Source organism: Bacteroides sp. MSK.20.12, assembly GCF_019052435.1.
In the GTDB taxonomy this organism is placed as follows: domain Bacteria; phylum Bacteroidota; class Bacteroidia; order Bacteroidales; family Bacteroidaceae; genus Bacteroides; species Bacteroides xylanisolvens.
Map to the genome: position 1 here is coordinate 1 of NZ_JAHQVH010000067.1, position 25,895 is coordinate 25,895.

The following is a 25,895-nucleotide window of genomic DNA, read 5'->3' on the forward strand; positions in this document are numbered from 1 at the left end:
TATTACAAAAGTAATCACTTTAAAGAAAGCTACAAATAGTTACCCCCAAGAAATTGCGGGTGAGCCATAATAAACTCAAAATTGAAAATGGTGAGGAATCTGGTACTTACGAAAAATTAGAATACTAACAACTTCCAAACTTAAAAATGCTTAGAATTGATCGTATAACAAAAAAATAATATTTATGAAAACAGCTTTTTTATTGGGCAGCATAGGATCAGGACTAATTCTATTATGCCACCTTTATTCGTTTGTCCAAATGATCATCATGAATCGCCCCGATTATTTGTATCCGACATATTACATCCAATCCATTATCATCTTCATAGCATGGACTTTGATTTTCATTTGCTTTATGATCGCTTACCAAAAACAAAATAATAAATCATGGAAGGATTAATACAATTTACAGGTATAGTGATGATTGCATTTGGAATACTGCAAATCATCCTTTTCTTTAAAATTTGGGGAATGACTAATAACGTCAAACGCATTTGGAAGAAAATAGATAATAAAGACTTTCTTTCCGATGCTTGTGTTTCTTATATAAAAGGCAACTTGGAAGAAACTGAAAGGTTGGCAAATGAAGCTTTTCTGCAGGAAGTAGCTTTGCTTTCTAAATCATCTGAATCTTATGAAGATTGGATTGATAATTATATAAAAATAAAAGAAAAATACACCCGTATCTTCAAGAAAATAGATAAGCCAGCTCCTGACTTTAATAAATACGAAGAACCGAAGATGTATCTACTTTAAACAATAGAGAAAAAAATAAGGCTGACATAACAAGTATCAGCCTTATTTTTTTTACATATATCCATATCACATATTCAAATAATACTCCCTCGTCAACGCTATATACTCCTCACTATACTGATGACGCGCCAATTCCGTCAACAACTCTTCTATCACACACTCCCGATTGGAAAAAGAAAAAGCAATCAGCGTACGTTTTGGAATACCGCCGGGCTTAGTAATTACATTGAGCTGACGAATCGCATACAACTTATTCATAGAAGCTATCGCCTTTACCCGATCAATCACATCCGTTGGAATCACGACCGTAAAAAGTCCGTCTGCTGCCAATAACCTATTTACCCCTTCCAGCAATTCTTCGTAGGTTAGAGAATCATTGTGACGGGCAGCAGCCCTCTGCCGATCCGGACACTCCAACGAATCGACAAAATAAGGGGGATTTGAAACAATCACATCAAATTTATCCGAAGACCGGTATTTCTTAAAGTCAGCCTGCACCACTTCTATCCGCTCCTGCCAAGGAGAACGAGCCACATTTTCCCTGGCCTGTCCGGCCGCCGCCTCGTCTATCTCCAATGCCACAATCTTTGCGTCTGGCAAACTGCGTTGAGCCAACATTAAAGCCACCAAGCCCGTCCCCGTACCAATATCCAATATCCGGCGCGCGCGCTCAACCGAAGCCCAAGCTCCCAAAAGCACCCCATCCGTACCAACTTTCATAGCACATTGGTCGTGCCACACTGTAAATTGCTTAAATTGAAAATAAGGATTCGACATTTTATCCGTTTGTCTTAAAGCTGTTTTATTCTACTATTTTATTGCAAATCGCCAAAAATAAATAATAATTATGGAATACTCCCTCTACAAGCCGATATTTTGGCATTGTTTTTGTGTTTTTATTCTGCGCAGTGCTTTATTATTAGAGAGAATCAATTAACTTTGCAAACGATTTATGCATATCAGTATGACATAAACTAAATTAAAACGAAAAGATGAAAGAAAGATATTTATTGGAAGATGGAAGCGATAACGGCTTCTCGCTAATCACTGACTATGATGGGAACGATGAACAGGCATTTGATGTAAATGTGAAATCTGGTGAAATTCTTCCGGTACTCCCTCTACGTAACATGGTGTTGTTTCCTGGAGTATTCCTGCCGATCACAGTGGGCCGTAAGTCTTCTCTGAAACTCATACGAGACGCTGACAAGAAGCATAAAGATATTGCCGTAGTATGTCAGAGATCGGCACATACAGAGGATCCGAAGTTGGAAGATTTACACAATATCGGTACCGTAGGACGGATTGTGCGGATATTGGAAATGCCCGATCAGACAACGACTGTCATCCTTCAAGGAATGAAACGTCTGAACCTGATAAACATTATCGAAACCCATCCGTATCTGAAAGGTGAAATAGAACTTTTGGAAGAAGACATTCCAAGCAAAGACGATAAAGAGTTTCAAGCCTTGGTGGAAACCTGCAAGGACTTGACAATGAGATATATCAAATCGTCAGATGTGATGCATCAAGATTCGGCATTTGCTATTAAGAATATCAACAGCCCGATGTTCCTAGTCAATTTCATCTGCTCGAACCTGCCGTTCAAGAAAGACGAGAAGATGGACTTGTTAAGCATCCACTCATTACGTGAACGCACATATCACTTACTGGAAATCCTGAACCGCGAAGTGCAACTGGCAGAAATCAAGGCATCCATCCAAATGCGTGCCCGCGAAGATATCGACCAGCAGCAACGCGAATACTTCCTGCAACAGCAAATCAAGACTATCCAAGATGAACTAGGTGGCGGCGGCCAAGAGCAGGAAATAGAAGAAATGCGCCAAAAGGCAGAAAGAATGCGTTGGAACGCAGAAGTCAGGGAAACATTTATGAAAGAACTGGCTAAACTGGAACGCACCCATCCACAATCTCCGGATTACAGCGTACAGCTTAACTATCTGCAAACCATGCTCAATCTTCCGTGGGGTACGTATACAACTGACAATCTGAACCTTAAAAACGCAGAAAAGACGTTGAACAAAGACCATTACGGACTGGAAAAAGTGAAAGAACGCATTTTGGAGCATTTGGCTGTATTAAAGCTGAAAGGTGATATGAAATCACCGATTATCTGCTTATATGGCCCTCCGGGAGTAGGTAAAACATCTCTTGGAAAATCCATTGCATCTGCGCTCAAACGGAAGTATGTACGTATGTCTTTGGGCGGCGTGCATGACGAAGCTGAAATCCGCGGACATCGGAAAACTTATATCGGTGCCATGCCCGGACGAATCATCAAGAGCTTGATTAAAGCCGGTGCATCCAATCCTGTTTTTATCCTGGATGAAATAGACAAGGTCAGCGCCGACCGTCAAGGAGACCCCTCTTCCGCATTACTGGAAGTGCTTGATCCGGAACAAAATACTGCTTTCCACGATAACTTCCTGGATGTAGACTACGACCTCTCAAAGGTATTGTTTATCGCAACAGCCAACAACCTGAACACAATCCCCGGCCCATTGCTCGACCGTATGGAATTGATTGAGGTTAGCGGATATATCACGGAAGAGAAAGTAGAGATAGCCCGCAAGCATCTGGTTCCCAAAGAGCTGGAAGCCAACGGACTTAAAAAGACAGATATCAAGCTTCCCAAAGATACGTTGGAAGCTATCATCGAGTCATATACCCGTGAGAGCGGCGTCCGTGAGCTGGAAAAGAAGATTGGTAAAATCCTTCGTAAATCAGCCCGTCAATATGCTACGGACGGTTATTTCGCCAAGACAGAAATCAAACCGTCGGATTTGTATGACTTCCTGGGAGCACCGGAATATACACGTGACAAGTATCAGGGAAACGATTACGCAGGCGTAGTCACCGGATTGGCATGGACAGCCGTCGGAGGCGAAATCTTATTTGTAGAAACGAGCTTGAGCCGTGGCAAAGGCGGACGTCTCACACTGACCGGTAACCTGGGAGATGTGATGAAAGAATCTGCCATGCTGGCACTTGAATATATCAAAGCACACGCTTCTATCCTGAATCTGGACGAAGAGATCTTCGACAACTGGAATATCCATATCCACGTTCCCGAAGGCGCAATCCCGAAAGACGGTCCGTCGGCAGGTATTACGATGGCCACCTCCCTGGCTTCTGCCCTGACTCAAAGAAAAGTGAAAGCCAACATTGCCATGACGGGCGAAATTACCCTTCGCGGCAAAGTGCTTCCCGTGGGTGGCATCAAAGAGAAGATATTGGCAGCCAAGCGTGCCGGAATCAAGGAAATCATCATGAGTGCCGAGAACAAAAAGAACATAGATGAGATTCAGGAGATTTATCTGAAAGGACTGACTTTCCACTATGTAAACGATATAAAAGAGGTATTTGCCATTGCACTGACCAATGAGAAAGTGTCGGATGCTATTGATTTATCCGTTAAGAAACCCAGCCAGGAATGACATTTGAGCTACAATATACAGACACTAAAAGTAATGCCCGTGCGGGTCTGATTACCACAGACCACGGGCAGATACAAACACCGATCTTTATGCCGGTGGGCACACTGGGCACGGTTAAGGGAGTACATCTGACCGAATTGAAAGAGGATATTCAGGCGCAGATTATTCTGGGTAATACCTATCACCTCTATTTGCGTCCGGGACTGGACGTGATCGAGAAAGCAGGCGGACTGCACCGTTTTAACGGTTTCGACCGCCCGATGCTGACTGACAGCGGTGGTTTTCAGGTATTCTCTTTGGCCGGAATCAGAAAGCTGCGTGAAGAAGGAGCCGAATTTCGTTCGCATATCGACGGAAGCAAGCACGTCTTCACTCCGGAAAAGGTGATGGACATAGAACGCACCATCGGCGCAGACATTATGATGGCTTTTGACGAATGTCCTCCCGGTGACTCGGATTATGAGTATGCCAAAAAGTCATTAGGTTTGACGCACAGATGGCTCGACCGTTGTATACAACGTTTTAATGAGACGGAACCTAAATATGGTTACAATCAGGCTCTCTTTCCTATCGTGCAAGGTTGTGTCTATCCCGACCTGCGCAAACAATCAGCAGAGTTTATCGCGTCCAAAGGGGCCGACGGGAACGCTATTGGCGGTTTGGCAGTAGGCGAACCGGTAGACAAGATGTATGAAATGATCGAGATTGTTAATGAAATACTTCCCAAAGACAAACCTCGTTACCTGATGGGCGTCGGAACTCCTGTCAACATTCTTGAAGGAATAGAGCGTGGCGTGGATATGTTCGACTGCGTTATGCCTACACGAAACGGACGAAATGGCATGTTGTTCACCAAGGATGGCATCATCAATATGCGAAACAAGAAATGGGAAACCGACTTCTCTCCCATCGAAGCCGACGGGGCTTCCAGCGTAGATACGTTGTACAGCAAGGCTTATTTGCGCCATCTTTTCCATGCGCAAGAGCTACTGGCCATGCAAATTGCCTCGATACACAACCTGGCATTCTATCTGTGGCTGGCAGGAGAAGCAAGAAAGCATATTATTGCCGGAGATTTCTCGACCTGGAAGCCGATGATGGTCAAAAGAGTATCAACTAGATTATAAGAAATGAAAAGCAATCGATTTATAAAACGGCTGGACTGGTATATCATCAAGAAGTTCTTGGGGACATACGTATTTGCTATTGCATTGATCATTTCTATTGCAGTGGTATTCGATTTCAACGAAAAGATGGACAAATTGATGGAGCATGAAGCTCCCTGGGATAAGATCATCTTTGAATACTACATGAACTTTATCCCCTATTTCTCCAATCTGTTCAGTCCGCTGTTCGTTTTCATTGCTGTTATTTTCTTTACCTCCAAGTTGGCAGAGAACTCTGAAATCATCGCTATGTTCTCCACCGGCATGAGTTTTAAGAGGATGATGCGTCCTTATATGATTTCGGCCGCTATCATTGCGCTGACCACCTTCACGTTAAGTTCGTACGTGATTCCTAAAGGAAGCGTGACGCGTCTGAACTTTGAGGACCGGTATATCAAACCCAAAAAACAAAATTCGGTAAGCAATGTACAGTTAGAGGTAGACAGCGGAGTTATAGCCTACATTGACAACTATAACAACGCCATGAAAACCGGTAACCGTTTTTCATTGGATAAATTCGTTGACAAGAAGCTGGTTTCGCATTTAACTGCACGCCGTATCACTTATGACACTGCAACTGTTCATAAATGGACAATTCACGACTATATGGTACGCGAATTAGATGGTTTAAAAGAAAAAATCACTAAGGGAGATCGAATCGACTCTATTATCAATATGGAACCTTCTGACTTTCTCATCATGAAAAATCAGCAGGAGATGTTAACCAGCCCCGAACTAAGTGACTATATAGAAAAACAGAAGCGAAGAGGATTTGCCAACATCAAGGAGTTTGAGATTGAATATCACAAACGCATTGCCATGTCGTTCGCTTCTTTCATCCTTACCATCATCGGTGTATCGCTTTCATCCCGGAAAACAAAAGGTGGTATGGGGCTCCACTTGGGTATCGGATTAGGGTTAAGTTTTTCTTATATCCTGTTCCAAACGATTACCTCCACCTTTGCTGTGAACGGAAATGTGCCTCCTGCCATTGCAGTCTGGATTCCCAATATCCTTTATGCAGGTATCGCATTCTTCCTGTATCAGAAAGCACCCAAATAACCAGAAAGCAACAAATAAAAGGATTGCAAGCCTTCCGCAGTCTTCAGGGACTCGATCCGCAGACTGTCCCAAAGTTTCGGATATACCGCAGAAAGAAAGATATAAAAATAAGAAGTTCCGCCTATTCCTGCTAATGCAAGTGTAGGCGGAACTTTTTTGTTGTATCCATTTCCTCTTTTGTCTATTCTCCATTGTTTTCACCTGACGGTGATCCGGAAAATCCCTCTTTCTCCTTACATTCCTAAAATCGTTAACCGATTTCTTTTACATAAGCAGAAAGATCTGCAGCAGAGATGTTTTTGGCTATAATTACACCATTTCCATCCAATAAATAGTTAGTGAATCCCCGATTTAAACGGTATTTCTTAAATAATCCGGAATCCTCGCCTTCTGTTTCCACGAAACAAGTGGGCGTAACTATTTGATCCTTACGAACGGTTTCCTTAAATATTGACTGATATTCGTCAAATGAAACAGAAACCATTTCCACATTATGAGAAGAACGAAGCGCATTGCTTAAACTTACGTTTTGCATCCGGGACTGCGCGTCATAACTTGCCCAGAAACTTAGCAACACATATTTGCCTTTCAAATTTCCCAACTTAAAGGCGGGTTGCTCATTTGACGTAGATTCGATCTTAAAATCAGGGGCTACGTCGCCCTCACTCAAACCTCCGGTAGGTTTGTCTTTCTCAACGAAAGCGGTCAAGGAACAAATTAGTAATACAACAAAAATCCATTTTACATGCTTCATGTAATTCGGTTTTAGTTAATACTATCCGGGACTGTCCTTAAACAGTGGTTTCTTCCCGAAACGTTGTCTTTTCAGGCATCAGGCGAAGAGGAATCCGCTGATTATCAGAGCCTTTATTTTTGAAACCGGGTGCAAAGGTAAGTAAATATTAAATTAACTTCCAAGCAAATAAGCAAAAATCTCACTTTTTGGGTATAACTTTTTATGTTATTTAGCATAAAAACGAACTTTTTTCTCTACTTTTGCAGAGTTAAAGTCTATTTTTATGCAACCATCAAATACTGAATTGATTCTGATTCGAGTTACCGGCGAAGATCGTCCGGGACTGACTGCTTCTGTGACTGAAATCCTTGCCAAATATGATGCTACGATCCTTGACATCGGCCAGGCAGATATTCATAATACATTATCGCTGGGAATTCTGTTCAAGAGTGAAGAAAGACACTCCGGATTCATTATGAAGGAACTCCTGTTCAAAGCTTCTTCATTGGGAGTGACCATCCGGTTTGAACCTATCACCACCGAACAATATGACAACTGGGTAGGCATGCAAGGAAAAAATCGCTATATCCTGACAGTATTGGGACGCAAACTTTCCGCCCGCCAGATTTCTGCCGCTACAAGCATATTAGCCGAACAGGGTATGAATATCGACGCTATCAAGCGTCTGACAGGCCGCATCCCGTTGGACGAATGTCAGACTGATACACGCACCCGGGCTTGCATCGAATTTTCAGTAAGAGGTACTCCGAAAGACCGCATTGCCATGCAGGAGAAGCTGATGAAGCTGGCCAGCGAACTGGAAATGGACTTTTCTTTCCAACAGGATAATATGTACCGCCGTATGCGCCGCCTGATTTGTTTTGATATGGATTCTACCTTAATCGAGACAGAAGTGATTGACGAACTGGCCATCCGTGCAGGTGTAGGCGACGAGGTGAAAGCCATCACAGAAAGCGCCATGCGTGGAGAAATAGACTTTACAGAGAGCTTTACCCGTCGCGTAGCCTTATTGAAGGGGTTGGACGAGTCGGTAATGCAGGAAATAGCCGAGAACTTGCCTATCACAGAGGGTGTAGAGCGACTGATGTATGTATTAAAGAAGTACGGTTACAAGATCGCTATCCTTTCGGGAGGATTCACTTATTTCGGCCAGTACCTGCAAAAGAAATACGGTATAGATTATGTCTATGCCAACGAACTGGAAATCATCGACGGCAAACTGACCGGACGTTATCTGGGGGATGTAGTAGACGGAAAACGAAAAGCCGAACTGCTCCGCCTCATTGCACAAGTGGAAAAGGTGGATATTGCACAGACCATCGCCGTAGGAGACGGAGCCAACGATCTCCCTATGCTGGGGGTTGCCGGACTGGGAATCGCCTTCCACGCCAAGCCCAAAGTGGTGGCAAATGCCAAGCAATCAATCAACACTATCGGACTGGATGGAGTGCTCTATTTCCTCGGGTTCAAAGATTCTTACTTGAATATGTAATTAGACCAAAAAATAGATTATCTTTGCTGACAAATAAAATAAAAGAATGAAGTTTTCCGAACTACAATTAAATGCAAATGTGCTTGAGGCACTTGATGCCATGCGATTTGACGAATGTACGCCTATACAAGAACAAGCAATTCCAATCATACTTGAGGGTAAAGATTTGATCGCAGTAGCACAGACAGGGACAGGTAAAACAGCCGCGTTTCTGCTTCCTGTATTGAACAAATTATCTGAAGGTAAACATCCGGAGGATGCGATTAATTGTGTCATCATGTCTCCTACCCGGGAATTGGCTCAACAGATTGACCAGCAAATGGAAGGATTTTCCTATTTCATGCCGGTATCGAGCGTTGCTGTATATGGCGGAAATGACGGAATATTGTTCGAACAACAGAAAAAGGGACTCACATTGGGAGCTGATGTTGTCATTGCTACTCCCGGACGTCTGATCGCCCATTTAAGCCTTGGATATGTCGATCTTTCCAAGGTTTCTTATTTTATTTTGGATGAAGCAGACCGGATGCTCGACATGGGATTCTACGAAGATATCATGCAAATAGCCAAATATCTGCCGAAGGAACGACAGACTATCATGTTTTCAGCCACAATGCCGGCAAAGATACAGCAATTGGCAAATACGATCTTAAACGATCCGTCAGAAATAAAGCTCGCTGTTTCCAAACCTGCGGAAAAGATTATTCAGGCGGCATACGTCTGCTATGAAAATCAAAAGTTGGGCATCATACGCAGTCTTTTTATGGATGAGGTTCCGGAACGTGTGATTGTCTTTGCTTCTTCCAAAATCAAGGTTAAAGAAGTTGCCAAGGCGTTGAAATCAATGAAGCTGAACGTAGGTGAAATGCATTCGGACTTGGAACAGGCTCAACGGGAAACGGTCATGCACGAGTTTAAAGCCGGACGAATCAATATATTGGTAGCTACGGACATCGTTGCACGTGGTATCGACATCGATGATATCCGCCTGGTTATCAACTTCGACGTGCCTCACGACAGCGAGGACTACGTGCACCGCATCGGCCGTACAGCACGTGCCAACAATGACGGGGTGGCACTTACGTTTATCAACGAAAAGGAACAGAGTAACTTCAAAAGCATTGAGAATTTTCTGGAGAAAGAGATTTATAAGATTCCTATCCCTGAAGGATTGGGAGAGGCTCCAGAATACAAACCGCGTTCGTTCAACAAAAACAGGAACGGGAATTTCTCTAAAAGAAAAGATTTCCGGGGAAAAAGAAACAACGGAGGGAAGAAAAGCAACTACCCTGCGCCCAGACAGAAATAAAATCTGTATTTCCTTGTTTGGATAGAATCTGTATTTCTTATTGGGGAAAACCTGATTTCTATTTGAATAGAATGTAGAGTCCTTATTTGGATGAAGTAATCTCCAAATCGCCTTTAAAGCTCACTTCCATATTTACAACGCTATATATGGAAGTTTCCGGAATGGCTAAAACAGCTTGATAATGAAAACCATTCCGGTTTACTTTCACAAACTTTGTATCTGACAGGATTGATTGCGCCAAGAAATCCGCAGGAACCACTTTGTCGAACATCTGTTTGGTTATATCGCTGGCAAACAGGCTCTTTTTACCTTCGTATACACAGATGTGCATCACATTATCATAGTACACATTATCCATACTAATCCCGTCTTCGGAATAAGTCGTCTTGATGACTCTCATTTTAGATGGATTGATATATACGTATGCACGATAGCGAGTGCCGTTGTAAGTCACTACACTATCGCGTTTGGTTACTTCCGTATAAGTCGGAACCACTAGTTCCTGACGGACAAAATAGATAGAATCATTGAGGTCTTCGGATTTATGCAGTTTTATTACATTATCCGTAATGGAATGAAACCAAAATATATGTTCTCCCTGCTTATCAATCTTGTAATAAGTGGTATCATTTCCATAAGTGTAAAGAATGTCCCGCATTATTTTAAATGCAATGGGAGTACTTTGTGCGTCTGCATAGTAGATGGTATCTCCTTCCACACGCATCAACGGGCTCTCCGTTTCATCGTCCAGCCAAATTCCCTGCAGTAACTCTTTTGCGCTAAGATCCTCTTTCTCCTGTTGAAGAGAATGGGGACTCTTATTGCCGCTACATGCCGCGAAAAGGATTGCCATTAACGATACAGCCACATTTTTCATCATCTATCTTAGTTTTGTATAAAGATACTCCTATTTTTTTTATTTACCAATACAATGGTAAACAAATCCGAGCTCTTCCATCTCTTTTTTATCATATATATTACGTCCGTCCAACACAATCTGCTGGGCCATCGTCTTCTTGATAACGGCCCATGAGGGCAGACGGAATTCTTTCCATTCGGTAACCAGCATCAATACATCAGCATCCAGCACTGCATCGTACATATCACAAGCATAATAGATTTTTTCTCCAATTCTACGCTTGCACTCTTGCACAGCAGCCGGATCGTATGCACGCACCCGACAACCTGCTTCCAGCAATTTATCGATCAGGACTAATGCCGGAGCCTCACGCATGTCATCCGTTTCCGGTTTAAATGCCAGTCCCCACAAAGCAACAGTCTTACCTTGCAAATCACCATTAAACTGTTTCTTTAGCTTCTCAAACAGGACGCTTTTCTGTTGTTCGTTCACTTCTTCCACAGCACTAAGCACCCGCATACTATAACCGTTCTGCTCCGCAGTCTTAATCAATGCTTTCACGTCTTTAGGAAAACAGGAACCACCATATCCGATGCCCGGATACAGGAACTTACGTCCAATACGGGTGTCCGAACCTATTCCGCTACGTACCATGTTCACATCCGCGCCAACGATTTCGCATAAGTTTGCGATATCATTCATAAAACTGATACGGGTTGCCAACATCGAGTTTGCCGCATATTTAGTCATTTCTGCAGATGGAATATCCATGAAAATCACACGGAAATTATTCAATAAGAATGGCTTGTATAACTTGGACATCAATTTCTCCGCACGTGCCGACTCCACTCCCACTACCACACGGTCCGGACTCATAAAGTCACTGATCGCATTTCCTTCTTTCAGGAATTCCGGATTAGAAGCCACGTCAAAATCAACTTTCACGCCTCTCTTATCCAATTCTTCCTGAATAACCGCACGAACTTTACTGGCAGTACCCACCGGAACGGTACTTTTGGTAACTACCAGTTTATATTGTTTCATATTGCGACCAATGGTACGGGCCACCTCCAACACGTATTTCAAATCAGCGCTGCCGTCTTCATCCGGAGGGGTGCCAACCGCACTGAATATAACTTCCACGTCGTCCAGACAGCTTTCTAATGAGGTTGTAAACTTCAATCGTTTTGCTTTCATATTACGGAGCACCATCTCTTCCAATCCATTCTCATAAATCGGAATATTCCCCTTTTGCAAAGATTCGATTTTCTCTTTATTCGTGTCTACGCACGTTACATTCACGCCAATTTCGGCAAAGCATGTACCTGATACCAGCCCCACATACCCTGTTCCCACGATTGCAATTTTCATACTTAATCTATTGTTTGTTTAGAAATTCATTCAAAATAAGCGGCATCTTTAAAGGCAGTTCCCTCTCTGTCTTTCGCCGATAATACCATTTGCGAATCTGCCAACGGCCAGTCTATCCCCAACGTTTCATCATTATACAAAATAGAAGCTTCTGCCTGTGGAGCATACTTGTTATCTACCTTATACGTAAAAACGGCTTCTTCGCTCAAGACTGCAAAGCCATGAGCAAAACCACGGGGAATAAAAAATTGTCTCTTGTTTTCCTCACTAAGCAACACGCAGATGTGCTTTCCAAACGTAGGCGATGATTTACGCAAATCAACGGCAACGTCCAGCACTTTTCCTTTAAGAACACGAACCAGTTTCGCCTGACTATATTCTCCTTTCTGATAGTGCAATCCGCGTAACACGCCAAAAGATGATTTCGACTCGTTGTCCTGTATAAAATCTACGGGACCAATATTAGCATCAAACTCTTCTTTCTTATAGGCTTCCATAAAATAGCCCCGTTCATCGGAGAAAACTTTAGGCTCTATCAGCCATACTCCGTCTATTTCCGTCTGTATATAGTTCATTATTGATAGTGATAAATAAAACGATGCAAAAGTAGTGAATTTTTCGAAGTTTTCTGGGATATATTCAATTTATCTCGTAATTTTGCAGACATGATTGAATTGGCACAACATATAGAGACTTTACTACTGGAAAACGATTGCGTCATTGTTCCGGGGTTTGGCGGTTTTGTAGCGCATTACTCGCCTGCAACCCGCGTAAAAGAAGAAAATATATTTTTACCTCCTACCCGCACAATCGGCTTTAATCCTCAATTAAAACTGAATGACGGCGTATTGGTGCAATCTTATATGTCAGCGTATGACACGAGTTTTGCTGACGCCAGCCGCATAGTAGAAAAGGAAGTAAACGAATTCATCGGTCTCCTTCATGAAGAAGGAAAAGCCCATTTGGATAATATAGGCGAGATTCACTATAACATTTATGGTAACTATGAGTTTGTTCCTTATGACTATAAGATAACGACTCCTTCATTATACGGTCTCGACTCTTTTGAAATGCATGAGCTTTCCGTTCTGCAACAGAAAGAAAAAGTATGGATACCGGCTCATCCGGAGAAGGAAAAGAAGACTTTTGAAATTAGTATCAATCGTGCATATCTTCGCAATGCTGCAGCAATGATTGCTGCCATCGTATTGTTCTTTGCCTTTTCAACTCCGGTAGAGAATACAGACGTTCAAAAAAACAATTATGCACAATTATTACCCAGTGAGCTTTTTGAGCAAATAGAAAAGCAATCGGTTGTAGTAACTCCTGTGTATGTTAAGAGTGATGCAATGCAACAGGCTAAGAAGCTTTCCGCTACTGCTTCAACTTCTTCTTCAACGAAGACTTCATCCACTAAAAAGAATACAGCGGATAAGACTTCCAAGCCAATCGCAGTTAGAGAAGTGAAAGTGGCCAAACAGGAAACGGCAGCTACTGCCCCTGCGGTTAAATCTCCAGAAAGTGCCAATCATCCTTTCCATATCATAGTGGCAGGAGGAATCAGCCTGAAAGATGCAGAAGCCATAGCAACTCAATTAAAATCAAAAGGGTTTGCTAATGCAAAAGCGCTGAACATGGATGGAAAAGTACGTGTCAGCATCAATTCATTCGACAACCGCAATGAAGCGACCAAGCAATTACTTGAGCTAAGAAAAAACGAAACTTATAAGAATGCCTGGTTACTGGCTAAATAAAAATCCCTTTTTAAAAGCATGAAACGAATTCTTTGTCCTAAATGTGAGAATTACCTTTTTTTTGATGAAACCAAGTATAGCGAAGGCCAATCACTGGTATTTGAATGTGAGCATTGCGGCAAGCAATTCAGCATCCGGCTTGGAAAGAGCAAAGTAAAGGCTCTTAGAAAGGAAGAAAATCTGGAAGAAGAAGCTGAATCCCATAAAGAAGAATTCGGATATATCACTGTTATCGAAAATGTATTCGGTTATAAACAGATATTGCCCTTACAAGAAGGTGACAATGTCATAGGCCGCCGTTGTGTGGGAACTTCTATCAATACGCCCATTGAAAGCGGTGATATGAGCATGGATCGACGCCATTGCATCATCAATATCAAACGCAATAAGCAAGGAAAACTTGTTTATACATTACGGGATGCTCCCAGCCTGACAGGTACTTTCCTCATGAATGAGATTCTGGGAGATAAAGACCGTGTACGCATTGAAGATGGCGCTATTGTGACTATCGGAGCTACTACATTTATTTTGCATGCGGCTGAATGAATTTATAGTTTATTTTGATATTCTCGCATAAATTCATCAGCGATATAGAGATTGCCATAGAGATAAAGCCCTGTCTCCTTGTCATGCAAGTCAGCACAAGTCTTGCTTTCATAAAACAATTGTAATGCTCTGATCGGAGCTATTTCCAAACGCTTCGCAAGTTCGGCAGCAATACTACCGATACGATTACTTAATATTATCTCTTGGATTTCAGGAGACTTCACAGGGTCACCTAGCCAATTCTGTTCCATCATAGGTAAGGTATTTATCCGTTATATCTTGGTTTAACAAACAAATCTGGTTATTCGGTTGGTGTTGAGCTAGACGTTGCAATGCTACATCAGTACTCATCAAACCAGACATATACAGATTTACTGTATCAATTACCCGGTCATCAGCAACACCTCCCTCTATATAATCATAAATTGCCGCCGGATTCAGTCCATGACGACTGGCTACAATAAATTCCAACCATTCCGAATCGTAAGCTTTGAACACCTTACAACGAGCCTTTTCCAAAACAAGTTCTCTATCAAGTTGGTAAATATTAATAATGGCTTGGGTATTGCGTCGCTTAGCCGTTGCAATAGCCCAACGACAAGCCTGCTCTTTGATATCTGTAACATAAAATCCACGACCAAAATCAAGATTCTCCCTTCCTAAACGACAAATAGGAACATCAACTCGTTCCGTTCCTCCATGATATACTGTTATTTTCATCGTTTTGCCTCCCAAGTTGTCAGACATTCTATCATATTATCAGTCACATGCTCGCGACTCTCAGTATGTAATACATCATAGCAAGGCAAGATGTAATTCTCAATCATACCTACACGCTTCATGCGGGTAAAAACCTCTTGATATGATTTACCTAATCGGCGTGCCGTACTTTCAATGCAGGACGCTACAAATGCTAATGTCACTTCAGTATGTGATAATTCAATCAGATTTCCCATATTAAATTCTGTATAAAGCTAATTTGAGCTAATTACAAAGTTAATGAATATATCTGGAAACAGATAAAGTTTAATCTTCTTTTTATTGTTTTTGAATCATTCGATCCGTAGGAAGCACAATTCTAGTTCATATTAAATGGCATTACTAATATGAACAGAAATAAAAAAGGATAGGAATCTATATATTGGTAATATTCCTATCCTTTTTTTCATTGTTTTATGTTCAAGCTATATCCAGATGTTCCGAAGAATACAATTTATGAGCTTTCCCATAAAGACAATATCCAATTATAGCCGTAAGAAGTGAATAACCGAAAGAGGGAATCCACCAATAATAGTCTACAAATCTCCAAAGAAAAACAGAGCTTGCTATCCACATTAAAATAACACTCCATACAAACCATTGAGTTACTTTTTGAGTTGAGATAAACTTAGGCAGCATATTATTAGGTACACTTCTATCCGGTTCTCTCATTACTTTTCCATATACAAATATTTCAGATGAAACCGGTGAGATATTGGATGGTTGACTTGAAGTTGTTTCAAAGAAATCGACCTCTCTCTTTTTCACGATTCGTATCCAACTCTTCATCCATTCATAATGTCCGATAATACTAGCCAGCCAACACATAGAAGCAAACCATCCTAAAGTAATAATCAAAAGTGGTAGCCATATACTATCTAAAAATGAAAAAATAGTTCCACTGCAAGGAGTGCATTGAACATTTTCTGATTGCGGTATAATGGTATAAAATGCCACAAACAAAGCGCCAACAAAAATGGCGTAATAGTTAACCCATGTATGATAACGCTGTACATGGAACTGATAGGCTTCAACAGCCTTGTCGTATGCGACTTGTTTTTTACAGATTTGGTCGCAAGGATTTGAACTTAAATTTGAGTTACACATAATTATATAGTTTAAAATTCGATTTCCTCAATTAAAGTAAAATATTTCCATTGTGGATTAGTTGAGTACTTGGCTTTCAAGCCTATTGAAACTCCTAAATAACGAGGATACCGTGTCTCACCTGAGTAATAATCAGAGTACCTACCAAAAGCCGTCGCAAAATAATGATTCTTAATCTCATATACTCTCAACAATGGACAGGTCAAAGCTTTACAAAAGACTTTCGAAAATCTTAATATGTCTCGTGGAAAATTGTCAGATGTCATATAATCCGTAAATGCAAAATAACCTAATTCTTTCACATCTGTTCCAATTGTTAAATATCCGGTAAATCCGATACATCCATTAAAAGCCCAATTGCCAATAGTCTCTACCTTGTCAGGAATAATTAAATTACCAGTAAGTCCTGCACATCCTTCAAAAGCATGATCGTCAATACTCTTAACATTTTCTCCAATAGTAATTTTTCCTTTAAAAGAGCTACAACCATGAAAAGCATAAGCCGGAATATCCGTTAACGCATTTCCTATACTCAATGAACCTGTAAAAGTAGAAGATTGAAATGCAGACCCTTTCATACTTGTTACACTATTCGGTATCACTAAATCTCCTGTTACTTTGCTACAACCAGCAAATGCTGCTGTTCCAATACTCTGCACTCCCTCTTCTAATATCAAAGTCCCGTTAAAAGCAGAATATTCAAAAGCGCGTTCTCCAATAGTTGCAGTTTTTGAAGGAATCACAATATTCCCTGTTAATTTAAGAATGTTTGCAAAAGCATATTGACCAATACTTTCTACTGTCTGAGGTATATAAATGGAAGTAATAGAACTATTATAAAACGCTCTATCTGAAATTGTTTTTAAATTCAGTGGCAATAACACTGTAGATACCAGAGAATTATTAAAGGCACTAGCCGGTATACTTGTATCACTCAATTCTGAAAGATCTACCGTTTTCAAGTTAGGCATAGTCTTTAAAAACTCGTAATCAAAGGTATTCAGATGTCCTGTGATTTTCAATTCTTCTAAAATTTTAGCGTCTTCACTATTGATTTGTTGTTCCAAAGTTCCTGCTGTTGCCACGTAAATATCCTGTGAACTTCCTCCACGCTGAGTAATCTGTATTGTTTCAGAAGTAACTCCCAATTTGTCAACTAATTTAATAATCGAATAACGCAATTGAGTATTATTATTCTGTTGGACATTAAATGTAATCGTTTCATCCCGCATTATGGCACGTGATGTCGGAGCGATAGAAATCCATGTTTTATCCGCTTCCGGAATTTCTATGGTATAATCAATATTAGTGGAAAGCTGCACACTCACCGTACCACCGGTATAAGGAACCGTATAAGAACGGTCGGTGATATTAATCACTCCTTCCACAAAATTGATGGAACGCATGATAGTACGTTCTTCGCCATCGGAAACGAAAACCAATACCTCACTGCTAAGTATCGTTCCCGGTGTAGTCACTTCAATTACTCCGGAAGCATTACCCAAAGATTTTACCACAGCACGGAAACCATCTTGCGCCAAAGCTTTCAATACAGTCTTATCCGTAGCCCCCGTAATAGTATATTGAATGGGATAAGTCTGATTGGCTAATACCCGTATATCCTCCGTTTCATTGAAAGTGATAGACAGCTTTTTGTGTTTGGGTACGGAGATAATGTTTCCGGCTTGCATCTCCAAATAAACATAATCATCATCCTCCGTCACATTCTTGAAGAAAGCGTCTCCACTTGTTCCATCCGCACCAGTCGCTTTTCCTAGTTTTGTCCAGTTCGAACCATTGTCATAAGATATATACCAATAGCCGTCTTCTTCTATCTTCAACTGTGGAGTGACACCATTAGTACCATCCGTGCCGTCTTGTCCATCCGAACCATCAACACCTTGCGCCTTTATCTTATTACCATTATCATCTTTCATCCAATCGCTATTCAACGTCCAATAATAGATACCGTCGGTATCTTGTTTCACTCCGACAACAGGTGTCACCCCATCCTTGCCATCCGAACCGTCTTGACCATCATTACCATCTGCCCCATCTTTACCATGATATATGGTTATCGGTTCACGTTTTTCAAAATAAAGTTTATAACCAATCACCTTCCCATTATCATTCAAAGGTACCACATTAGTTATACCATCTTTTTGTTGTAGTGCTTCAATGATTGATTGTATAGACGAAATATCAGTATTCATCTGTTCACACAAGCTTTGCAACTCGCCAAAAGCATACCAAGTCGGCAGTTTTATAACAGTTCCATTCGACAAGGTGAAAGTAACAAAGTCCTGACTGGAAGTATAATCTATATCACTAAACATATCGTCACCATCCACTCCATCTTTACCAGTATCACCTGTAGCCTGCCCTATATTCGACCACGTACTGCCATTATTCATCGACAGCCACCAACGACCATTTTCTATTTTCAATTGTGGAGTAATGCCATCCATACCAGGTTTACCATCCATACCAGGTTTACCATCTATACCATTTTCTCCATCTTTTCCATTTTCACCTACTGCCTTTACTTTATTCCCGGCATCATCAATTAACCATTCTCCGTTTAACGTCCAATAATAAACATTATCCGCATCTCGTCTCACGCCAACCACCGGCGTTACTCCATCCTTACCGGCAATACCCGTATCACCTTTATCCCCCTTTTCTCCATGATAAATAGTAATGGGATCTCCCTTTGAAAAAGAAATAGTGTAACCAACCGTCTTACCACCTTCTGTAACAGGATTTACTTTTGTGATGCTTACATTACTTTGCAAAGCTTGTAGTAACGTTTGCAACGCTCCAATGTTTCCATTCATCTGTTTACAGAGTTCTTCAAGTGAAGTTACCCTGCCATCCAATTGATGAATACTATCCCATAAATCATCAGTGTTTGTTTTGCAGCTATAGAATGAAGTACTTAAAGCTGCAATCATTAAGAAAAAGAATACTGTCTTTTTCATCATAATTATTAGAGTTTTTGTCGCCACCTCAACTCCTTAGCAGTGGTAAGTCTATAAAAAAAGTGTGGAGTCGTTAGTTTATCTGTTAGGAGGTTCTGGTAAAACCTTGACATAAATAAACAATACCCCACACTCGTATATATATGTAATATAAAATTACACACGACTATACAAGTGATGAGTGTTATTGCTATCCTTATGTCAATTGAAATTTACCAGATTTCCTAACAAGGATAAAAGCTAAACACTTTCATCTATTAATATGTAATGTTGCACATACAAACACTATTGCTGCAACGCTACAAAGATAGAAAATATTTCGCATAAACAACACTCTTGGGGTATTGAGACTGCAAATTTGGGATAAAATGAGATGAAAAGCAATATTGAAGATTAATTATCTTCATTGTATCTTGAGGATAATACGCGTTTGAACAATCTACTGCTATAACGCGGCAAAGATTGAAAATATTTTCACAAATAAATTTTCTAGAAGAAGCTAACAGAAGAAAAATCAAGATACTTCTTACTTTTTGATAAAATAGGTGATAAAAAGAGATAGGAAAACAAATTATAAATCCAGTAGAAATCCTACTTTCCGCATACAAATCTTACTAAAATTTTGCACCTAACAGTAAATTCACCGTTGGGCAACGGCAAAAATGTCGTTAGGCAACCACAAATTCACCATTGCCCAACGGCGAATTAGAGCATTTCTACCCGAAATATCAAAAAAATAGGGAAAGCTCCTGAAAGAACTTTCCCTGTCTAAAGTTATTTTTTAGTAAGAATTAAGCTGCCGGATCCGGAGCTTCTCCTGAATCTCCTCCAGAAGAGCCACCTCCTTCGCTAGGTTCTCCACCGTTATCCCCGTTAGGATTGGTTACGTTATCTCCAAACAGTTCTATACTAGCTGATCCAAGCATTTCCTTGAATGCACCTCCCGGAGTAAAGACTATCTTCCTCCTAATAATAGTATTAACACTCACGTCTTCAGCTTTATCTTGGCTCTCGGCATTAATAGCTGGACGAAATGAACCGAACTCTCCCAACTTTACAGAGAATCCTTCTTCTAAAAATGACACCATAGTATCTTGCACTCCTTTCAGTACCACATCCACCATAGCCCGATGAACACCTGTCCGCTGATTTACTTCATCACATAACTTGTTATAGTTGATGCTCCCAACTAGAACGTTTGCTGCAACATACTTTTCTACCTTATTTTCCTTATCGAAACATAAGGTAATTTTTTTCTTTTTATATCTGATAGCCATATACGCCTAAGATTAAAAAGTTAAACAATATTAGGAAGCCACACTATTGACTTCGCAACAAAGGTATGAACACATTACGAGATTTACAAGCAAGATTACCATGGTAAAAAAGGTCTTGATTCATTGTATTTTACAGATGACTTTTTTATGCAATATTCATCATGTCAAATTCGTTTTCTCCTTATAAACCAAGCATTTATAAAACAAAAAAGTAGAATAATAATTCATACAAAAAGAGACAAAATTGGTCATTAAGGATTTGAGTCCTTTCAAACCGTGAAAATGAAGAAAAAGAAGGTTATGGAAATAAAAAATACGAAGAATGCAAATTTGATCTTTAACAATTAATAACTTACCGTCTCTTAATTATCTAACAGTTAAGGGCATTTTGATAGTTGTATACTCTACCAAAATGCCCTCTACTTTTATCAACCTTAGGTTATATCTTATATCTTACAGAATACCTTTCACAGTTTCAAGCATTCCTTTTTCCTGGATAGAATCCAAGTTTGCTTTTACAGCTTCTGCCAATCCCGGGATCTTATTCAAATCTTCTCCCCAGATAAAGTCAGCAGCCAGTACACCTTCGGTTACTTTCTTTGTACAACCGGTTGCCCAAAGTTCTTTCAGCAGGTTCATGATTTCAGGAGCATCATTTGGTACAATTTCAGCGCCGTCAGCACGTACACCACCTTTATAATAAGTAATGATAGCGGCCAAACCAAGTACCAGGCCTTTAGGAAGTTCGCCCTTACGTTCGAGATAAGTCTTCAATCCCGGTAAATCACGAGTTTCATATTTTGGGAAAGAATTCAGCATAATGCTTGTCACTGCGTGATCTACGAATGGATTGTTGAAACGTTCCAATACGTCGTTGGCGAATTTCTCCAACTCATCTTTCGGTAAATTCAATGTTTCCATCAATTCATCGAACATTACCTTGTGGATATATTTACCAATAACCTCATGTTCACAAGCTTCACGCACAATATTCACACCAGAAAGATAAGCAACCGGAGAAAGAACTGTGTGCGGGCCATTCAACAGAGTTACCTTACGTTCGTGGTAAGGAGCTTCCGAAGGAACAAACAACACATTCAATCCTGCCTTATCAGCCGGGAACTCTTTAGCAATTTCCTGCGGAGCTTCAATCACCCACAGATGGAAGATTTCAGCCTGAACAACCAAGTTATCATCGTATTGCAGTTTTTCTTTGATAGCAGCAATATCTTTGCGCGGGAATCCCGGAACGATACGGTCTACCAATGTTGCATATACGCCACAAGCTTCTTCAAACCATGTTTTAAACTCATTACCCAGGTTCCACAATTCAATATATTGATAAATAGTTTCTTTCAACTTATGTCCATTCAGGAAAATAAGTTCGCAAGGGAAAATAATCAAACCTTTTGTCTTATCACCATTGAATGTTTTGAAACGATGATACAGCAATTGAGTCAGTTTACCTGGATAAGATGAAGCAGGAGCATCTTCAAGTTTGCAAGACGGATCAAAAGCAATACCAGCCTCTGTAGTGTTTGAAATAACAAAACGCATTTCAGGTTGCTCTGCCAACTTCATGAACTCGTCATTTTGAGAATATGGATTCAATGCACGACTGATTACATCGATCATTGTCAAGCTGTTAACAACTTCGCCTTTATCCAATCCTTGAAGATTAACATGATAAAGATCGTCTTGTGCATTCAGCATATCGACCATACCTTTATCAATGGGCTGAACCACTACTACACTGCTATTGAAGTCGGTTTTCTGGTTCATGTTGTAAATAATCCAATCAACAAATGCACGCAAGAAGTTACCTTCGCCAAATTGGATAATACGCTCCGGACGTTGTGTTTTAGGAGCAGTTTCTTTGTTTAATGCTTTCATGTTAGTTGTAATTTATAAAGTTGATATTATACAAATTCAAAATAAAAATCAATATTCTCCTTAATCAGGATGTCGATAGGCATATACTTTACAGGTTCAACAGACTTCTTAAACACAACATGGTCGCACAGAGCCTTCACCCCGCAATACCCTTGCAATCCCGGACGTTGCCCGATTAAATAATGCACATCACCTGATTTTAGCAACTCTACATTTGCTTTCAGAAGGTCATATCCTATCAGCCCTTTCATGCTACGTCCCGCATGACGGAGATACTCTCCTAACTGATACACCCTGGAATTAAATACAACTCCCAGCGCAGCCTTCGGATGTGCCCGGAAAAACTCATCTAATGTCTGTTGATTGCTTTCCTGATCAGATTTATTGAGTATAACCTCATGGATTACCAGGTTGTTATATTCCTCGGCTATGTAACTCATAAAACCGTCCAAACGACGTTGCATCTGTATTTCAGCCGGATTATCTTTGTTATTACTTAAGAACAAGACTAACTCCTGACCTTCTCCCGCCGAATAGTTGCGCATCAATATTTTTGCTGCAATATATCCGCTCTTATAGGAATCCTGCCCAATATACGTCAAGGCTCTCGCTTCTTCCATATTGAAATCAACAAAAGCATAAGCTATCTTATTTTCCTGTAGATAAGCTGTCAGCGCCAGCGTCTCTTCCCGGAAATTCGGAGAAATCAACACTGCGTCCACATTCTTTTCTTTTATAGCAAGGCAGGCTTCCTGATAACTTTTCTCATCTCCATGATGGTAACACAGATAATCTATACCCACATTAAAAGGACGCAACTCTTGCCGGGCACGCTCAATCCCCCCGACTACCGAATGCCAATAGTCATGTTCTATATAATAAGGTATCAGGCAGAGGAAAGAATATTTCTTTTTAGCAGCCAAACCGATAGCAAACACATTGGGTTGATAATGAATCTCATCCAGTACCTTTTGTACTTTAGCTTTGCTTTTGGGAGACACGTCGCCACGATTGTGCAACACCCTATCCACCGTTCCGGCGGAAACACCGGCCATACGGGCTATGTCTTTAATGGTATAGTTCTGGTCCTCCATAGTGCTAAAACTTAAATATTATAAATAATCGCTGCAAATATACGAATTATTTTGTTACTCCAAGTAAATTTTCTATTTTTGTGTTCGATAACGGTTAATAAAACTAAAACAAGATTTACGCCTATTAGCTTTAAAATCAATACGATATAGGTATAAATACAGAAAGTAATAATTTTATATACTTAAAACACAGTAATAATGAAGAACTTCATGGACGAAAACTTCTTGCTGCAAACAGAAACCGCGCAAAAGTTGTATCACGAGCATGCGGCTAAAATGCCGATCATCGACTATCACTGTCATCTCATCCCCCAAATGGTAGCTGACGACTACAAGTTTAAATCACTGACTGAAATCTGGTTGGGCGGTGACCACTACAAATGGCGTGCAATGCGTACAAACGGCGTAGATGAACGTTTCTGCACAGGAAAAGATACCACAGACTGGGAAAAATTCGAAAAATGGGCGGAAACAGTTCCTTATACTTTCCGTAATCCACTGTACCACTGGACTCACCTCGAATTGAAAACTGCATTTGGTATCAATAAAATATTGAACCCACAAACAGCACGCGAAATTTACGATGAATGTAACGAAAAGCTGTCTCAACCTGAATATTCAGCTCGTGGAATGATGCGTCGCTATCACGTAGAGGTAGTTTGTACTACGGATGATCCTATCGATTCACTGGAATATCACATCAAAACACGTGAAAGCGGATTTGAAATCAAGATGTTGCCAACTTGGCGTCCTGATAAAGCTATGGCTGTAGAAGTCCCTGCTGATTTCCGTAGTTATGTAGAAAAGCTGGCAGAAGTTAGCGGTGTTACTATCTCCAATTTTGATGATATGATCGCTGCTTTACGCAAACGTCACAACTTCTTCGCAGAACAAGGTTGCCGTTTGTCTGACCACGGTATTGAAGAATTCTACGCAGAAGATTATACCGATGCTGAAATCAAGGCTATATTTAATAAGGTATATGGCGGTACAGAATTGACCAAAGAAGAAATTCTGAAATTCAAATCAGCCATGCTTGTTATCTTCGGTGAAATGGACTGGGAAAAAGGATGGACTCAACAGTTCCACTACGGCGCTATCCGCAATAACAACACCAAGATGTTCAAATTACTGGGCGCTGACACCGGTTTCGACTCTATCGGTGAATTCACCACAGCCAAAGCAATGGCTAAATTCCTTGACCGCCTGAATACCAATGGCAAATTGACTAAAACAATCCTTTATAACCTGAACCCATGCGCAAATGAAGTGATTGCAACTATGTTGGGCAACTTCCAAGATGGTTCTATCCCGGGAAAAATTCAGTTTGGTTCGGGATGGTGGTTCCTCGATCAAAAGGATGGTATGGAAAAACAAATGAACGCCTTGTCTGTGCTTGGTCTCCTAAGCCGCTTTGTAGGTATGTTGACAGACTCTCGTTCTTTCCTGTCCTACCCGCGTCATGAATATTTCCGCCGTACATTATGTAACTTGGTAGGACGCGACGTAGAGAACGGAGAAATCCCTGCATCTGAAATGGAACGCGTAAACCAAATGATTGAAGATATCAGCTACAACAATGCTAAGAACTTCTTCAAGTTCTAACGGATTAGTAGTTACACTATAAAAAAGCCGCTACCAAATCGAATATGCTTTGAGTAGCGGTATTTTTATGTTCTATTATTACCATTCATCCAACTCCACAACTTAGGGCTTATCTTATGCATTAACAGTAGATTCACAACACAAACCACAACGCCGACAAATCCCCAAAGCAATGTTTCATTCAGCGTATAATAGTCTTTAACCTGAATAAACACCCAAATACAATACGGTAAACATAATACCGACGTAACAATAACAGGTATATACTTTCTTATCACCAAAAACTGAATGATATGCACTATCAGGTGCAAACCAAAGGCAATCAAACAACAATACCAAGCCGTCAAATCATTCATGCAGATTGACATAACCGTACAGGCTGATATAATTATAAACTCTTCCAATACCGTCAAGGCAAAAACCGGCGCATTACTCAAAGAATCTACTTTATCTTTCATAAAAGGGAAGCGCATGTACAACATAGCCTTGTTCTTATCCAACCATGTCGGAAGCATTATTATCTCTTCAAATTCATGAATCATGAATACTATGGGCAATAAATATAGGTATTCCATCGTTTTTATTCCTTATTATGGCTCAGTTGTAATTCTTGGGGGATTAAGTTTAGTCAATTCCCTTCATGCATATA

The 25,895-nt window shown here is 40.6% G+C and carries 23 protein-coding genes; 9 read left to right on the forward strand and 14 right to left on the reverse strand.

Features of this window, described 5'->3' with window-relative positions:
* The first annotated feature begins 387 nt into the window (after nucleotides 1-387).
* Nucleotides 388-756 (forward strand): hypothetical protein, encoded by a 369-nt coding sequence (locus tag KTR06_RS23075; RefSeq protein ID WP_008997447.1) that lies wholly within the window; start codon nucleotides 388-390, stop codon nucleotides 754-756.
* 66 nt (nucleotides 757-822) lie between these two features.
* Here KTR06_RS23075 and KTR06_RS23080 read toward each other — a convergent pair whose 3' ends face one another.
* The gene (locus KTR06_RS23080) at nucleotides 823-1,533 is read right to left on the reverse strand and encodes a tRNA1(Val) (adenine(37)-N6)-methyltransferase (RefSeq protein WP_217290837.1); all 711 of its coding nucleotides are present in this window, start codon (nucleotides 1,531-1,533) and stop codon (nucleotides 823-825) included.
* A gap of 215 nt (nucleotides 1,534-1,748) precedes the next feature.
* On the opposite strand from KTR06_RS23080, the gene lon reads away from it, so the two are divergent.
* The 3 genes from lon to KTR06_RS23095 are packed head-to-tail and all read left to right on the forward strand — an operon-like array spanning nucleotide 1,749 to nucleotide 6,442.
* Nucleotides 1,749-4,214 carry an endopeptidase La gene (lon, locus tag KTR06_RS23085; protein WP_008022420.1) on the forward strand — a complete coding sequence of 822 codons (2,466 nt, stop codon included), beginning with the start codon at nucleotides 1,749-1,751 and terminating at the stop codon, nucleotides 4,212-4,214.
* On the forward strand, nucleotides 4,211-5,341 hold the full coding sequence (tgt, locus tag KTR06_RS23090) for a tRNA guanosine(34) transglycosylase Tgt (RefSeq protein ID WP_004315350.1): 1,131 nt from the start codon (nucleotides 4,211-4,213) through the stop codon (nucleotides 5,339-5,341). Before lon ends, tgt begins: the two co-directional genes overlap by 4 nt.
* 3 nt (nucleotides 5,342-5,344) lie before the next feature.
* A complete protein-coding gene (locus KTR06_RS23095) occupies nucleotides 5,345-6,442 on the forward strand; it encodes an LptF/LptG family permease (RefSeq protein ID WP_004315349.1) in 1,098 nt (365 codons plus the stop codon).
* A 250-nt stretch (nucleotides 6,443-6,692) separates the two neighbouring features.
* On the opposite strand, the gene KTR06_RS23100 is transcribed toward KTR06_RS23095, so the two are convergent.
* Nucleotides 6,693-7,196, reverse strand: a complete 504-nt coding sequence (locus KTR06_RS23100; RefSeq protein ID WP_004315348.1) for a thioredoxin family protein — start codon at nucleotides 7,194-7,196, stop codon at nucleotides 6,693-6,695.
* A gap of 265 nt (nucleotides 7,197-7,461) precedes the next feature.
* Here KTR06_RS23100 and serB point away from each other — a divergent pair, with 265 nt between their 5' ends.
* Together serB and KTR06_RS23110 are read left to right on the forward strand one after the other, a co-directional pair.
* The gene (gene serB, locus KTR06_RS23105; protein WP_008017556.1) at nucleotides 7,462-8,691 is read left to right on the forward strand and encodes a phosphoserine phosphatase SerB; all 1,230 of its coding nucleotides are present in this window, start codon (nucleotides 7,462-7,464) and stop codon (nucleotides 8,689-8,691) included.
* A 46-nt stretch (nucleotides 8,692-8,737) separates the two neighbouring features.
* Nucleotides 8,738-10,000 (forward strand): DEAD/DEAH box helicase, encoded by a 1,263-nt coding sequence (locus KTR06_RS23110; RefSeq protein ID WP_008022427.1) that lies wholly within the window; start codon nucleotides 8,738-8,740, stop codon nucleotides 9,998-10,000.
* Between the two features lie 82 nt (nucleotides 10,001-10,082).
* Here KTR06_RS23110 and KTR06_RS23115 read toward each other — a convergent pair whose 3' ends face one another.
* Genes KTR06_RS23115 through rfbC form a run of 3 tightly spaced genes read right to left on the reverse strand, consistent with a single transcriptional unit; the run spans nucleotide 10,083 to nucleotide 12,805 of the window.
* Nucleotides 10,083-10,880, reverse strand: coding sequence for a DUF4738 domain-containing protein (locus tag KTR06_RS23115; protein WP_004315345.1), 798 nt, complete (start codon nucleotides 10,878-10,880; stop codon nucleotides 10,083-10,085).
* A 36-nt stretch (nucleotides 10,881-10,916) separates the two neighbouring features.
* Entirely contained in the window at nucleotides 10,917-12,230 is a 1,314-nt protein-coding gene (locus KTR06_RS23120) for a UDP-glucose/GDP-mannose dehydrogenase family protein (protein WP_004315344.1), read from the reverse strand.
* A gap of 26 nt (nucleotides 12,231-12,256) precedes the next feature.
* The gene (rfbC, locus tag KTR06_RS23125) at nucleotides 12,257-12,805 is read right to left on the reverse strand and encodes a dTDP-4-dehydrorhamnose 3,5-epimerase (protein WP_009041064.1); all 549 of its coding nucleotides are present in this window, start codon (nucleotides 12,803-12,805) and stop codon (nucleotides 12,257-12,259) included.
* 90 nt (nucleotides 12,806-12,895) lie between these two features.
* On the opposite strand from rfbC, the gene KTR06_RS23130 reads away from it, so the two are divergent.
* Nucleotides 12,896-13,984 carry an SPOR domain-containing protein gene (locus tag KTR06_RS23130; RefSeq protein ID WP_074704625.1) on the forward strand — a complete coding sequence of 363 codons (1,089 nt, stop codon included), beginning with the start codon at nucleotides 12,896-12,898 and terminating at the stop codon, nucleotides 13,982-13,984.
* Between the two features lie 18 nt (nucleotides 13,985-14,002).
* Nucleotides 14,003-14,530: an FHA domain-containing protein gene (locus KTR06_RS23135; RefSeq protein WP_120070364.1), complete on the forward strand. Its 528-nt coding sequence runs from the start codon at nucleotides 14,003-14,005 to the stop codon at nucleotides 14,528-14,530.
* A 2-nt stretch (nucleotides 14,531-14,532) separates the two neighbouring features.
* Here the strand turns inward: KTR06_RS23135 and KTR06_RS23140 are convergent, their stop codons facing one another.
* The 8 genes from KTR06_RS23140 to KTR06_RS23175 form a co-directional block, all read right to left on the reverse strand.
* Nucleotides 14,533-14,784 carry a hypothetical protein gene (locus KTR06_RS23140; RefSeq protein WP_118219891.1) on the reverse strand — a complete coding sequence of 84 codons (252 nt, stop codon included), beginning with the start codon at nucleotides 14,782-14,784 and terminating at the stop codon, nucleotides 14,533-14,535.
* Nucleotides 14,759-15,277, reverse strand: a complete 519-nt coding sequence (locus tag KTR06_RS23145; protein WP_120070367.1) for a DUF3990 domain-containing protein — start codon at nucleotides 15,275-15,277, stop codon at nucleotides 14,759-14,761. Before KTR06_RS23145 ends, KTR06_RS23140 begins: the two co-directional genes overlap by 26 nt.
* A complete protein-coding gene (locus KTR06_RS23150; RefSeq protein WP_117809808.1) occupies nucleotides 15,247-15,486 on the reverse strand; it encodes a DUF3791 domain-containing protein in 240 nt (79 codons plus the stop codon). Before KTR06_RS23150 ends, KTR06_RS23145 begins: the two co-directional genes overlap by 31 nt.
* 223 nt (nucleotides 15,487-15,709) lie before the next feature.
* Nucleotides 15,710-16,396 carry a hypothetical protein gene (locus KTR06_RS23155; protein WP_120070370.1) on the reverse strand — a complete coding sequence of 229 codons (687 nt, stop codon included), beginning with the start codon at nucleotides 16,394-16,396 and terminating at the stop codon, nucleotides 15,710-15,712.
* Between the two features lie 11 nt (nucleotides 16,397-16,407).
* On the reverse strand, nucleotides 16,408-19,380 hold the full coding sequence (locus tag KTR06_RS23160) for a PL29 family lyase N-terminal domain-containing protein (RefSeq protein WP_254306458.1): 2,973 nt from the start codon (nucleotides 19,378-19,380) through the stop codon (nucleotides 16,408-16,410).
* 788 nt (nucleotides 19,381-20,168) lie between these two features.
* Entirely contained in the window at nucleotides 20,169-20,654 is a 486-nt protein-coding gene (locus KTR06_RS23165; protein WP_004316197.1) for an HU family DNA-binding protein, read from the reverse strand.
* Nucleotides 20,655-21,107: 453 nt separating this feature from the next.
* The gene (locus KTR06_RS23170; RefSeq protein ID WP_118219888.1) at nucleotides 21,108-22,547 is read right to left on the reverse strand and encodes a tagaturonate reductase; all 1,440 of its coding nucleotides are present in this window, start codon (nucleotides 22,545-22,547) and stop codon (nucleotides 21,108-21,110) included.
* 26 nt (nucleotides 22,548-22,573) lie between these two features.
* Nucleotides 22,574-23,641, reverse strand: a complete 1,068-nt coding sequence (locus KTR06_RS23175) for a substrate-binding domain-containing protein (protein ID WP_004316195.1) — start codon at nucleotides 23,639-23,641, stop codon at nucleotides 22,574-22,576.
* 198 nt (nucleotides 23,642-23,839) lie between these two features.
* Here KTR06_RS23175 and uxaC point away from each other — a divergent pair, with 198 nt between their 5' ends.
* Nucleotides 23,840-25,246: a glucuronate isomerase gene (gene uxaC / locus KTR06_RS23180; RefSeq protein WP_117684230.1), complete on the forward strand. Its 1,407-nt coding sequence runs from the start codon at nucleotides 23,840-23,842 to the stop codon at nucleotides 25,244-25,246.
* A gap of 65 nt (nucleotides 25,247-25,311) precedes the next feature.
* Here the strand turns inward: uxaC and KTR06_RS23185 are convergent, their stop codons facing one another.
* Nucleotides 25,312-25,821, reverse strand: coding sequence for an HXXEE domain-containing protein (locus KTR06_RS23185; RefSeq protein ID WP_118195222.1), 510 nt, complete (start codon nucleotides 25,819-25,821; stop codon nucleotides 25,312-25,314).
* Nucleotides 25,822-25,895 lie beyond the last annotated feature (74 nt).